Here is a 13,774-nt window from a genome sequence, read left to right on the forward strand (position 1 = left end):
TCGCAATTTTGAGCGATGCCGAGATAAATCTACCAGCCGCTCCTTTCCCCGTCGGGCCATAGCTCAGCTCAATGCTCGTTAGGAGCGTGAGGTCGTAGAGGGTTCCAGTTCGCTGTCACAATGAGTGCAGGCGGTTACCGTCTTCGGACTACGTTTTTCGGTTCAGTGTGTTTGCAATCCGGGAATTGATTGCACCCACGAAACTTTGATCCGTCTTTGTTGCGCCGCTCCACCAATTGACCGACGAGGCAAGCCGGACATTGGCTCAATTCCGCTCCCTCAACCGTCTCGAAGCGGACTTCGTCGCCGGCGATCTCGCAAAGCTCCTGAATATAGCGGGATGGCTGACGGCGATTGGTAAGCATGTAGACGCCTCGGCTGGCACGCGTGAGCGCTACGTAGAACAGGCGTCGTTCTTCCGCGTAGGCGAAGGTCTCGGGTCGGGGAATGACCAGATTTAGCAGCTCATCGTCTTCGATGCGGCTTGGTACGCCGTAATTGCCCTCGCTGACATCGAGCAGGACCGTATAGTCGGCCTCAAGGCCCTTTGCCCTGTGAAACGACAGCCCGGTCACCTCAATGTTCGCAAAGGACGGCGGCCTTCCTTCAAAAGGATCGAGGACGTTGTAGCGCCACAAAACCAGAACCTTAAGCTTGTCACGCTTTTCGTCGCGCCATCGGTTGGCGATGCCACCCAGAGCGGTATCAAGCCGTTCGAGCAGGCGCTGACAAGCTAGTGCGAAGTCCGGCTTGTCGCGCTTATCCTCAACGGGAATGACTCGGATCGATCGGGGGACGGCCGGGCGCGTCGAGCGGACGGACTTCTTGATCTGTTCAGGATTGCGCTGGACGAACTTAGCGGCCGTTTCGGCAATGAGCTGGTTACAGCGATACGTCTGCTCCAGGCGCCCCTGCCAACTGGCCCCAAAATTCGCTTCGAACCGCGTAAAGATCGTGATGTCCGATCCGGCAAAGCGATAGATCGACTGCCAGTCGTCTCCGACCGCGAACACCTTGCTGAACGCTTTCTGCTGTTTGAGCGCCTTGATGAGGTTAGCGCGCGGCTCGGAAATGTCCTGAAACTCGTCCACGAGAATGAGGGAATAGGGGCTTCGATATCGGCCAGTCTCGACCAGCCGCACCGCATCCGCGATCATCGAATCGAAGTCGATCCGCCTGGTTTCCTCAAGCTTTCGGGAATACCCTTGAGTGATCAGCCAGACCGCGCGCGCGAACAGCCTCCCACGCTCCTTGTCATGCAAGGTCTTGGCACGTTCGAGCAGCATGTCGAGCGTGAGATGGCTGGCACGTATATGCTTCAAGCAGGTGGATATCAGTTGGTGATAGTGCTTGATAACGACCGGGTCGAGCGCCTTGGTGATTTCGGCGTAGCTCTTTCGCTCGAAAGGTATTGAGCGACGCGTCAGTTCGGACTCGAGCGTGCTGAGCAGCGTCTCGTCGCTGGCTTGAGCGGAAGTGGTCTCGAAGAAATCGATCTCATTGCGGCGATACGCCTTTCGCTTGTTCTCGGCGTGCTCGGCGTAGTCCGCAAAGGGTGAGCTTCCGTCCGCATCGAGCGCGAAATGCTCATGCACAGTTTCGGTCTGCGGATAGTAGAAATCCGGATGCAGATGGCGGACGCTGCCATCGTCTTCCTCCACCGCAATTTGCCGTTCGTATTCGAAGGCGACTGAATGTAGCCAAAGCCAGTTGGCGATCTTCTTCTCTTGCAACGACTTTACGATCACGGCGGACAAGGAACCGATCGTGGCACTACCCTTTCTAACGGTGTCCGATACGTAGAGCCGGTAGTCGGCCTCCCCGTCAAATACCTCTATCGGGATGTCGGCCTTGGGATGCACGACGAGAAGCTCGGCCCACATCCGTGCAAATTCCGGATCGCTCTCGACAAGGTTTTGGATTATCGCCTCGATGACCGTGGTTTCGCCAGCGGGATGATCCACCCAGTTGGCGAGCTGCGGTGGCCGACCCTCGACCTCCTCAATGATACCGCGCCCGAGCGCATGAAATGTAGTGACCCGACACTCCAGGGCGTCCTCAGCGACCTGCAGCTGGGCGGCGATCCTCGTCCTGAGTTCATCGGCAGCGGTTCTGTTGAAGGCCAGGAGTAGGATCTCTTGAGGCCGATAGAGTTGCTTATTTAGAACGTAGGCGACCTTGCCGACCATTGTCGCGGATTTGCCCGACCCTGCCGAGGCCACCAGCAGGTTGTTATCCTCTAGGCGAATACAGGCCTCGCGCTGCTGGTTGGAGAACGAGCGCCGGTCGAGATCGTCGAAGAACGACTGGAACTTGATAAATTCCGAGCGGACGAAAGCCTCGTTGTAGGCATGACGGACGCCTGGGTCGGTTATCATCGCGAACGAGGCCGGAAGGGAGGCCTTCAGTCCTGCCGGCATCATGTCTGGGTTTAGAAGTGGGTGAGATAGGGCCGCCGCGGCGTCGCCAGGGACTCCGGCAACAGCCCTGCCCAGATCGGCCTGTGCAAGATACTGTCTGTTGCCTTCGGTAAGGTCGCGAAGCCTTTCGTCGACATCGAGCAGGCGATCCTTCTCGGTGGCGATCAGCCCAAAGAGGTGACTGTTGATGAAGGCATGAAGGTCTGCGGCCAGTTGTGTGGCCGCGTCACCCGACAGCGCCGATAGCAAAACTGTTCTGCCACGAGCACGGATCTCCACTGTGTGCCACAAGAGCGCCTTGCTGACGGAAATCGACACGATATCGAGGCAGCTAAGCTCTACCTCGCCATCTTGAGCCAGCCGGAAATGTCCCGAGATTTTCGGGTCTAGGGTCAGCTTCCATTTTCCAGCTGGAAACATCCGCGCAAAGAAACCTGGGCGGTAGGTTCGCGAGCGGGCAGATAGCAATTTGGTCAAGGCCACGTTCGATATGCCCGGTAAGCAAGTGGGTGCGGCATGCCCGGCATTCGCTCCAAAGCTGAGGCAGCGATTGCCCCGTCACTAACGTCCGGGTAAACTCTGGGGCTGAGATTTGACTGTCGGCCTTTCATCTTGGCTTGCACCAGAAGTCTCGCAAAGGTCTTCCCAGTCCTTTGTGCCAATGGCCCTTCAAGATTTATGATCTGGCGAAGGCGATTTCGATTGTATTAAAAAACAGATATCAATTTTTTAGGCATTTTTAAAAAACAAGAGCGCAGGAAGGCTTGCTGTCGCCAATCCAAGTAGCGCCGTAAGGAGTTCAAACGCATGGGTTGCTAGATCAATCATAGAGCTATTCTAGGCGATTGGCCGGAATTACGCAAGATCATACCGCCTGCCGCGGGGCACGCCGCTAGGTCTGAAGGGCTTTAATTTAGACGCGTGACGCCAACTGACAGAGAGATCATAGCCGACTAGAGTGTCGATCCGGCTCTTGGGAATCTGTTATGAACATCGACCAGAAGCATCCTATCTCTTGGTCACTCGTCGAACGTGGCGCAGACGGCCGGAAAGTGATGAAGGACCCCGCACTCACGAAACCATTCCTCTATCACATGCTCGAATGGCGTTACGCTAAGCTGATTTTCGAAACTGACAAACTGCGGCTCTCGCCCGTTCGATGTTGGCAGGACCCCTATGAGCGGTGGTGGTGCGATCGTCTGTTCAATCGCCCCGGTCCATTGTTGGGATTTCAACCGTACGGCTCGTGTTGGACCACAGGTGCACATGACGAACCGCGATGGCGAATGGCAGGCTTTGGCCCCGACAAGGAGACTCCTATTGTCCGAATCCGCTGTCGGGTGGACGCGATGGTGAACGCGGCAAAAGGCCTCCTCGAGAACGGTGCCGGTTCCGGTTTTCTAGGCTGCGTCCAGTATCGTGGCGAGGGAACTCTCGTTCGTCTGGCTCAGTCGGTTGCAGAAGGATCGAAGAAGGAAGTTACCCGGATGGCAGCGACCATGCTGTTGCACAAGCGGCGTGCCTTCAAGTTCGAAGACGAGGTGAGGCTTCTTTGGCTGGATAGGCAGGCACTGAGGGAGGGTGTCTATATCGACATCGAGGCGAAGACGTTCATCAATCAAGTGATGATTACACCTCACGCAAGCTCCGCTGAAACGGCGGACATCAAACGGGAGATGAAGACTTTTGGCGTACCTTGCCTCGCGTCGGGCGTGTTGAAGTCGCCGCGCTAAGCCAATCGGCGTCCCGGTATTGCCATCGTAGAAGTCAATAAACTTGTCCGAGGGGTGGGTTTGCGTCATGGCCTCGATCTGGAAACAGGGCAGGTGAGGGCGACAATCGAGGAATTGTAGCTGTTAGGAAACGCCGTGAGACATGGCGACGGAGGCTCTCTGACCAAGTTGCGTGACCGTGCTCCTCACCTTTGGCACTATGCGGACAGCACCGTCGCTGCAAAGTCGGAAGAGCATGCCATTCTCAGCGAAGGCAGCTCTCCGACAGCGGCTTCACACGTTACGTGCGCGCTCTAACGCGGTTTTGAGGATTGGCTGACCAGGAGCCAGGTGCCGTGGTCGACGTGACGTATTGACGGCGGGGCTTGAAAGTTACGGGGTCGCCGCCGCTTGCGCAAATCGCGCCGCGAGTTGGCCGGGTATCGCGTCATAACCTCCGGCCTTTTCCACATGTCGAGCGAGGGCGGCAAATGTTTCCGATTTCTGCCGGGCAAGCCTGAAGGCTTCATAGGTTCGTTTGTCGACGTAGGTCACATCGCCATACGCGGCGAGGCAGGCTAGATAACGGTCTGCGAGTTCACTGCCGTCCCATTCGTGCGTGTCTGGGTGAAAGCATCGAATGGCATTGTAGATGATGCCTGAGGGCAATCTGTCCTCCCTGACCCGCGCAATCAGCTCCGGCCAGGGTAGATTCAGCCGCACGTTCAGCACTTCCAGCTTCCTGCGGAAAACTGCCATGTCGCCAAGGTCGGCGAGGGTTGTGTCAGGGCCGATATCTGACAGATCAAATCCCCAAGCTTGCAGAATCCGAAGCCCCGGGTTGTCGGAGCGGACGATTTCCGCGCCGATGCGTATGACGTCTTTAATGAAAGCGCGCGATGTATCGTCCGCGTCGGGAATGCGCTTATCGCCGCGCTGCCGGATATCTGCTGCAAGGCGGCCATGGAGGCGCTGAAACTGCTGCAACATGTCATCGGGCGCGCGAATCCGATCCTTCAGAAGGTCCATGATCTTGGCATCGGCATTGCCGGCGAAGTCGGATTTGGAAATTGCAACAACCTCGCGGGTGCGTTCTTCGCTGTGAATAAAACCCTCGCGCAGAACCGTCCAGCTTTCGAGAAACGGCCGGACAAGCTCAGCGCCGCTGGTGAGGCGAAACATGTTTTTCGCCGCTTCTTCGCGCACCACTGCAGCGCTCGCAGCAGGGTACTGGAATGCGGCAGCAATTTCGAGGCATTGCAGGCTGCCGACCGAGCCGACAATGTCTTCCTTCTGGAACGAGGCGATAGAGGCGACCAAGGGCAGCGACTGAAGGTACGCGACGCGTTGCGCGGCCACTTCCTCGCTTCGGTGCGAAAACAGCTCCTGAAAATGATGCCAGGAGAGCAGCAAGACACTACCGGTTTCCATGAAAGCCTGATCGAAGGCTTCGGCCCGCCTTACGCGCGCGCTGTCCTTGCTCGCCTTGTCCCCGGCGATAGCGCCGAGATGGGACGAATCCAAGGCAACGAATTTCGGGAGAAGAAATTTACGACCAAGTGTTTCCAATATGGGTTCCCACCAAAGGCTACCGCCATCGTAAGCCGGCCACATGCACTGGGAAGGAGTAATTTATTGCCAATTGAAGCGGTTAGTTGAAAGTTTTCGTCAGGAAGTATTGCCCCGGACTATTATTGCGAATCAGAATCGCACAAACTTCCAGTAATCCCATCATGGCGAGTTGATAAGTCCCTTGCGCAAGCCTGCGAAAAAGAAAGCCACGACGACCAATCTGGTCAGACCGAGCCGTGACGGAGACCAGTTTCACTACCTGTGGGCCGCGCGCCGCTGCCTCAGTCTCCTTCCTCCGGGATCGGACCTCAAGTCGGTAACCGTCGAGGGCGCATCCCCATCAGATAAGACCGCAAAGGGACCGATCACAGCCGGAGAGGAAGTGATCGATCTCGCCGAATACTTTGGGGATCGTGATTTTGCCAAGGCAACCCTTGTCCGGTACATCCAGCTCAAACATTCGACCGAGGCACCGAACAAGCCCTGGCCAGCAAGCGGGCTTCAAAACACTATCGCCGGCTTTGCCAAGCGATACAAAGCCATTCTCGCTGGCTCTTCGAAGAATGCTGGCTATCCCACACTTGAGTTTGTTTTCGTATCGAATCGGCCAATCAGCCAGGCGGTGCTTGCAGCAGTCGAGAACGCGGCGAAAGGACTTTTGGTCAAGCCGGCCGACCTGAAGAAACTAGAAACATACACCGGCCTCAAGGGACCTAAACTCGCGAATTTTTGCAAACTGCTGATGCTTGAAGGCCGGCACGATGCGCTGTGGGACCAAAGAAATATTCTTTTCCAGGACGTCAGCCAGTATTTGCCGGATGCGGATGTCGATGCACCAGTCCAGCTAAAGGAGCTCGTGAACCGCAAGGCTCTCTCTGAGGCCGCAGCCAATCCCAGCATTGAGCGCATGGACGTGCTTCGGGCGTTAAAGGTCGACGAAGGATGGCTTTATCCCGCGCCGTGCCGCATCGAGCAGCTCAGCAACGCCATTCCGCGCGAACAGGAACGCGACCTCGTCAACGCCATTATCTGGGCTGCAAGACGGCCCGTCGTCGTTCATGCCGAAGGCGGCATTGGCAAGTCGATCTTCGCCAGCCGCATTCACCTCGGGCTGCCACCAGGTTCTGCGAGTATCCTCTATGATTGCTTTGGAAACGGCCAGTATCGAAGTGCTACCGGCTATCGCCACCGCCACAAGGATGCGCTCGTTCAAATCGCCAATGAACTTGCCGGAGAAACCCTGTGTCACCTCTTGATCCCGACATCCCACGCGGGGCCGAGTGACTACCTGAAGAAATTCATCTTTAGGCTTGAGCAGGCCGCCGGCCTTCTTCGCGCGGAAAATCCGGATGCACTGCTTTGTATCATCATCGATGCCGCCGACAACGCTCAGATGGCGGCGGAAGAGATTGGCGAGGCGCGCGCTTTCATCCGCGATTTGCTCAGGGAGCAGATACCGGATGGTGTCCGCATAGTCGCCCTTTGCAGGTCTCACCGCCAAGAGAAATTGGACCCGCCGCCGAACACGCTATCCCTTGAACTGGAATCGTTCAGCCGGGACGAGACCGCCGCCCATCTAAGTCAGGCTTTCCCCGATGCCAGCGAACAGGATATCGATGAATTTCATCGCCTTAGCTCCAAGAATCCGCGGGTTCAATCGCTTGCCCTTTCGGGCAGCGGGACGCTCCCAGAAATTCTCCGCGAACTTGGCCCCAATCCGACTACCGTTGAAAAGGCTATTGGCAATCTCCTATCCGCAGCGATTGCCAAGATGCGCGATGAGGCAAGCTCCGTAGAGAAGACCCAGATCGACCGGATCTGTGCGGGCCTTGCCGCCCTGCGGCCGCTTGTTCCCATTTCGGTTCTTTCTGCAATGTCAGGGGTTTCGGCCTCGGCTATCAAGAGCTTTGCATACGATCTTCGGCGCCCGCTTGTCGTCACGGGCGAGACTATCCAATTTTTTGATGAGCCTTCCGAAAGTTGGTTCCGTGAGCGGTTCAAGCCAACAGCGGTCGAACTGGCTGCGTTCATTGCCAGCATTAAGCCGCTTTCTTCGGGTAGCGCCTATGTTGCAGCGGCGCTGCCGCAGCTGATGCTGGAGGCAGGGCAGTTTGACGAGTTGGTTGCGCTCGCACTGTCATCGGACGCCCTTCCGGAGCTCAACCCGCTCGACCGGCGCGATGTCGAGCTTCAGCGTCTGCAATTTGCACTGAAGGCGAGCCTCCGCGCCAAACGCTATCTTGATGCTGCCAAGCTCGCATTGAAGACCGGCGGCGAGACGGCCGGCGACAAGCGGCAGCGGACAATACTCCAGGCAAACACGGACTTGGTCTCGACCCTCATGGAAGGCGACCGTGTTCAAGAACTTGTTTCGCGCAAAATCTTTGGTTCAGGTTGGGTCGGCTCACATAATGCTTATGAAGCCGCGCTGATGTCTGGCCACGCCGAATTGCTAGGTGATGCGCGCAGTCGGTTGCGAATGGCGGCGGAGTGGCTGCGCAACTGGTCACGGCTTCCTGACAAGGAACGCGGCCGCGAAAGGATGACCGACAACGATATCGGTGAAATGGCCATTGCATATTTTAACATCCACGGCGCGCGTGCATGCGTTAATAGCCTGAAGGGTTGGACGCCTGCGTCTGTCCCGTTCACTGTCGGTCGCTATCTCGCGCACCGCTTTGTTGATCATTGCCGCTACAAGGACCTTGACGAGCTTGCGCTTGCGGCAGGAGACAATGTTTATCTGCTGTTAGCTATCGTCGTGGAACTCGGCGAACTCGACCGCACACCGCCCAAGGCGGCTGTGGCGAAGTGCTTTAAGCAACTGTGCAAGCCGTCGTTTACGTTCGAAACAAGTGAGAATTGGAACGCTTACGACCGCCCTTTGATGGCGGTTACGGCGCTGGTCGAGGCATGCCACCGATTATCCGTCGGCACCGAAACAGCACTCGCCAAGCTTCTGTCGCGCTATTTGCCCAAGGAGCCTCCACGCGGTTTGGGCACCCGTTTCAATGACGCGCAGGCGCCGGTCCTTCGTGCTTACGCTCTGCGGGCGGCATTGCTTGGAAAGCCGCTGGAACTGCTTGACCTTGCCCATGCCGAGCTTCGCGCGGAGATTGAAAAAGAAAACCACTATTCCCATTCGCAAGAAGCCCAGGAATTCAAGGAGGACGTCGGCGCTTTGTTGCCCTGGCATACTCTTCGGGCGGAACGGCTGATAAGAAAAGCTGGTAAGGCAGGGTTGGCGGACGCGATTTCGCGTACCGTCAAAGAGTCAGCTTCTGCCGCGCGGATCAACCACCGTGAAGAGTGGCGTACCGCCGACCAGGTTGCAGATCTCTGGTTAGCTATCCTTGTGCACGCCAAGGCCACGAACAGTACCTCGATCAAGAGGTTCATGGATTGGGTTGCAGGGTTGAAGCGGCCCCTCTACACGCCGACACTCGCGCGGCTTGCGCGCTCTATGGCTCGTGCTGGGGGACTGGCCGGGCCTGCGCTTCAATATGCAAGCCGAGCGTTTGACCTCACAGAGGATGAACGCGACGGCGCTGATTCAAAAGCCGACATGTATGTGAGCTTGGCAAGGTCGGTGCTCGCGGCAAGCCGGTTGGAGGCTGAGGCTTATTTCAATCAAGCTGTTGAAGTAGCCAGCAAGGTTGGAGACGAAAATACGGATCGCTGGGCGGCCCTGTTGGATTTAGCCGAGGCCGCTGCCGATAAGGCCCAACCTGCCCCCGAAATGGCGTACAGCCTCGCCCGTTGCGCTGAAGTTACCTATGACTACGTCGCACGGGACAAGCATTTTGACTGGCATCGGACGGTCGAGGCGATAGCGGCTCTTTGTCCTGTATCGTGCTTCGCCATATTGAGTCGGTGGCGTGATCGTGCTTTTGGCCGAGCCGGCAGGGTTTTGCGGATAGCGGCAGAGTTCCTTATTGAACGAAAGGTGCTCGATGCCCGCAAGGCGCTCCCCCTGATTGGGTTCCGTGCGGAATGGGATGAAGCGGATATACTCGCTTCCGCTCTCGAAGCCTGCGGAACGAAAGCCGAGAAACAGTCTCTTGCTGACTTCGGCTACCATTACATAAAAATGCAGGGGCATACGGTCTCGACCTGGCGCAAGGTAAAGGACCTTTTCGCCAAGCACGGCATTGTCGCATCTGGTGTCCAAGAGCGTCTTGATCACCAGGAGCGCAGCGAAGAGAGGGGTGAGGACGAAGAGCGGCCTGGAAAAGGCCGCCCATCCAAGCGCTGGAAAGAAGATGCCAAGAAGGATTGGCGCGCTATTTTCCGGGGCGTTGATCCGGTTGTGGCCAATGAGCTCTCGCAAGCCCAGCAGCGGTTCCACAAAACCGAGCCGCCATTCTATCAGGAGCAATTTTTCCAGCAGGCCATCGCGCGCATTCCCGCAGGGAAGGAAGCCGAGTTTGTTGCCGCGTTGGCCGAAGTGCCTGAGTTCAACCTTCACCACCTGCGATGCTTCCTCGAGAACTTTCCCGCAGATTGGAAAACAAGGCTTTCGGTGAAGGCGGCGATTGCAACCACCTTGCGCACCTTCTGCCGGCGATATTGCCTGGAAGTGACCCGTGGCCGGTACTACGAAGTGCTGCCGTTCAACACCGCCTGCGAACTGGCCGGTGTTCCTGAAGGCGATGTACTTGACGTCGTTCTGGCGGGCATCGGCGAAGTCACAGAAATCATCGATGTTGGCCGACTGTTTACGCTTGTGGGGCTGCTTGCCGGCAAGCTAAGGCGCCACGAGGCATTGGATGCGCTTGGCTTTGGCCTGAAACTTTTCGATACCGTCCTTAAAGAGACCGACGGCGACGGGCCGTGGTCTATTGCTCTTGCGCCAGTAGGGGACATCGATAGCGCTCTTGCAGGATATGTCTTTGGCGCACTCGCTTCGCCCCAAGCGTCAAAGCGCTGGGAGGCCGCACATGTGGTTCATGGTCTCTGCGTCCTTCGGCATCACAGGATCGTTTCTGCTTTGGTGGCATTTGTCGACGGCAATTTAGGTGGTGTCTTTGCCGATGCCGGGCTGTTTTTTTACAGCCTGCATGCGCGCCAGTGGTTGCTGATTGCACTTGCGCGGGCCGCCGGGGACTGTCCCGATGTTGTGGCAAACCATGCTGACTTCATCCTCAAACACGTTGCCCCGTCGGAGACTCATGTTGTCATTCGTGAATTGGCGAAACGCGCAGCGCTCGCACTGATCGATGCTGGATTGCTGGATCTAGGATTACGCGCACAAATCTTGGCCGTGAACGTATCGCCGTTCCCACCGATCGAAGCACGGTCGTATGAGCGGGGAAGCGCGCGTTCTTCGCCAAAGGCGTTCGACGACGACCGCTTCTATTTTGACTATGACATGGAATCCTATTGGTTCCCGCCACTAGCAAAGTGCTTCGGTCTTCTGGGCGACGACGTCCAAGAGCGGGCCGCAACAGTCATAACGGCGGACTGGCAGTATCCCGGCCGGTTGCACTGGGAAGAGGATGCGCGAAGCCGGCGCAAGATGTTCGACTACGATGATACACGGCATTCGCATAGTTCGTACCCGAGCGTTGACGATCTCCGGTTCTACCTAGGGTCCCATGCTACGATGGTCGTGGCTGGGCAGCTTTTGGCCACTAGGCCGACCTATCGTAACCCGGACTCGACCGAGGATGACTTTTCGGAATGGCTCCGCTCACACCATGACCTGTCCCGCCAGAACGGCTATTGGCTCGCTGACCGGCGAGACCCTATCCCGATTGATACTCTTTCCTCGAAAAATGACATCAAAGACACCGATTGGCCTTCATCCGTTCGCCGCGCGGACATAGATCGCCTACTTTCCCCATCGCCGGGAATGATGACACTTTGGGGGCACTGGGATGCTTCGTCAGGCAGGCGACGCGAAGAATGCACGATCCGAAGCGCCCTTGTTTCATCCGAGAGGGCATCAGCACTGCTTCGCGCGCTGCAAAGTGTTGATGACCCCGATGACTACTTGATTCCGAATGCTGAAGATGACCGCCAGATCGACTTTGGGGCATTTCAGTTGAAGGGCTGGATCGTTGATCGCACGCATGAGCGGGGTATTGACGACAAAGACCCTTGGGCAGGGGATATTCGCTACCCGGCACCGCGGCCGTCGAACGAGGTTATCGATGAGATGAAACTGACCGCCGACCGCGAAAGTCGGTACTGGCGGCTAGGCAATAAAGGGCCTGCTGCCATGGTCAGCGAAACCTGGGGGGTGTTTCACGAAAAGGACGATGGTGCCGGCGACAGGCGCGGCAGCCGGGCTCAGGCTTCGCTGCCGTTCATTCGAGAGCTATTGCGCAAGCTCGACATGAGCATGATCGTTAAAGTGGAAATCGAGCGGCGGCGCAGCTACTCTCGATACGAAAGCCAAGATGAAGATGACAATAAGAAAGCCACGCCAACGGTCCAACTCTTCCTCATCAAATCCGACGGAAGTGTCCAAACATGCTGACGCGATCTTGGCCCTTGGCAAAGAGCTCATCGCCGAACTGAAGCTCGCCGACACCAACGACACCCTGTCGCGCTGGATGGTCCATTACCTTGCCGAGCAAATCAAAAATGCCGAACAGGAAACTGCGAAGGATCACGCACAGCGTGTCATAGCATGCCGCGATGCAATTCTCGCCCTTTGGCAACACAGGCACGAGTTGCCAAGTGGCAGCCGTCCGTTTCAGGAACTCGAACCGATATTAAGAACGTTAGCGTCACTCGATACTGACGCCGGCCCGCATCGCTATTTCCCGCCTCCGTTGCCACACGAGAGTGCACGCAAAGAGAGCAAGGCGTCGCAACAATGGCTGCAATTGGCGGAGCGTCTCGACTATTCCGCGCGGATTCTCATCAGGCAATGCCTGGCGAACGCGGCAGACAACGCGATCGACAAATCAAAGGAATGGGTCGCACTTGCCCAGAAGGCCGGCCTTGAGCAGATTGAATTGCCGATCTTGCGGATCATTATTGCGGACGGCGATCTCGCAGACACAAGCGATCCCAACGAAGAGCAGCGGAAGCTCCTGAAGGATCGCGCAGACAAGCTACGTGGATTTGTGGAACTAGCAACGGCGGTTATCGAGGAATATGAAAGCCAACTCAACGGAAAGCCTGGCGCAAAAGTCAAAAGACCCAAGGCGCTTAATGCGCCTGCTGTTTCCCGTTTAACCAAGCCCGCACAGTTGATCGTTGAAGAGCGTAGGTTTCGCCGCAAGAGGGCAGCGAAGAAGCTTTGAGCCTTCCGTATACTACTTGACGATTTGTGGGGTCAGCCTGCTGCGCAGAACCGGGCTCTAGGCGCACGCGCCCGAAGCCGCTGCGCGCCTCCGCCCGTTGGGTGACGATCCTTTGCCCAAGACAGGGATCACAGGGTTCAGCCCTCACACCTTCCCCCCCTCTCGGCTGCGCCTCACTCGCTGCGAACCGGGTGGCCCCCTAACGATTTTTCTTGTTGCTCCTCCTAGCTCGGTCTCGCCGCTGATCCTTTCTTCGTGCCGTTCCGCATCGAACGCTTGCCTTCCTCTCGCTAGCCATAGGTCCCGAGCATGCTCGCCTTCATGGCTCTGCAGCTTGGCGGCGATCCAGAGTAGCGCGCCGTAGATGGTGGCGCGATCATCGGCGGTCAGATCAACGATGCCTGCCTTGACGACGAGACCGCCGAGTTCGATCAGATGTCTAGTGCGCTTACGGCGGTCGACCTGCCAGGTGCGCATGTCATTGCGAGCCCGTGCTGCCTGCCGGCGATTGCGAGCTGCTCGGTTGCGATGGAGCGCTGCGCTGGTTGCGCAGAGACGCCGGATCAACTCGTCTGGACCGACTTTCGAAAAACGTCACCCCACGCTTGGCCCATGCCTCACGCCTTGCGGTGTCTTTCGTTTCGGCGATTGCGATCAGCGCGCCGGCCAGTTCGTCGGTGCTGAGCTGATCGGCGCCGGTGGCGATGACCAGTTCGCCAAGCTGCTGTACCTTTCGTGTTTTGAGCTCCCGGGCCTTTTCTTCCAGTGCCTTTAGTTCAGTGTCGAAGTCCCGTGGTTTGCGCATGGCCGT

The 13,774-nt window shown here is 57.3% G+C and carries 7 protein-coding genes; 3 read left to right on the plus strand and 4 right to left on the minus strand.

Features of this window, described 5'->3' with window-relative positions:
• Nucleotides 1-134: 134 nt before the first annotated feature.
• Nucleotides 135-2,897 (minus strand): UvrD-helicase domain-containing protein, encoded by a 2,763-nt coding sequence (locus D3242_RS06805; RefSeq protein WP_245314241.1) that lies wholly within the window; start codon nucleotides 2,895-2,897, stop codon nucleotides 135-137.
• A 509-nt stretch (nucleotides 2,898-3,406) separates the two neighbouring features.
• On the opposite strand from D3242_RS06805, the gene D3242_RS33265 reads away from it, so the two are divergent.
• Nucleotides 3,407-4,153 (plus strand): hypothetical protein, encoded by a 747-nt coding sequence (locus D3242_RS33265; RefSeq protein ID WP_064984180.1) that lies wholly within the window; start codon nucleotides 3,407-3,409, stop codon nucleotides 4,151-4,153.
• A 372-nt stretch (nucleotides 4,154-4,525) separates the two neighbouring features.
• Here D3242_RS33265 and D3242_RS06815 read toward each other — a convergent pair whose 3' ends face one another.
• Entirely contained in the window at nucleotides 4,526-5,701 is a 1,176-nt protein-coding gene (locus D3242_RS06815) for a hypothetical protein (protein ID WP_245314242.1), read from the minus strand.
• Nucleotides 5,702-5,885: 184 nt separating this feature from the next.
• Between D3242_RS06815 and avs3a the strand changes: the two genes are divergently transcribed.
• Both avs3a and avs3b read left to right on the plus strand, forming a co-directional pair.
• The gene (gene avs3a, locus D3242_RS06825) at nucleotides 5,886-12,188 is read left to right on the plus strand and encodes an AVAST type 3 anti-phage nuclease/ATPase Avs3a (protein WP_064984182.1); all 6,303 of its coding nucleotides are present in this window, start codon (nucleotides 5,886-5,888) and stop codon (nucleotides 12,186-12,188) included.
• A gap of 7 nt (nucleotides 12,189-12,195) precedes the next feature.
• Nucleotides 12,196-12,963 carry an AVAST type 3 anti-phage protein Avs3b gene (gene avs3b / locus D3242_RS06830; protein WP_147377454.1) on the plus strand — a complete coding sequence of 256 codons (768 nt, stop codon included), beginning with the start codon at nucleotides 12,196-12,198 and terminating at the stop codon, nucleotides 12,961-12,963.
• A gap of 144 nt (nucleotides 12,964-13,107) precedes the next feature.
• Here avs3b and D3242_RS06835 read toward each other — a convergent pair whose 3' ends face one another.
• Both D3242_RS06835 and D3242_RS06840 read right to left on the minus strand, forming a co-directional pair.
• Nucleotides 13,108-13,440 (minus strand): conjugal transfer protein TraD, encoded by a 333-nt coding sequence (locus D3242_RS06835; RefSeq protein ID WP_081296096.1) that lies wholly within the window; start codon nucleotides 13,438-13,440, stop codon nucleotides 13,108-13,110.
• 1 nt (nucleotide 13,441) lies between these two features.
• Nucleotides 13,442-13,768: a conjugal transfer protein TraD gene (locus D3242_RS06840; RefSeq protein WP_064984344.1), complete on the minus strand. Its 327-nt coding sequence runs from the start codon at nucleotides 13,766-13,768 to the stop codon at nucleotides 13,442-13,444.
• Nucleotides 13,769-13,774: the final 6 nt, after the last annotated feature.

The sequence above is a fragment of the Mesorhizobium jarvisii genome (genome assembly GCF_003601985.1).
GTDB classification, from domain to species: Bacteria; Pseudomonadota; Alphaproteobacteria; order Rhizobiales; family Rhizobiaceae; genus Mesorhizobium; species Mesorhizobium jarvisii.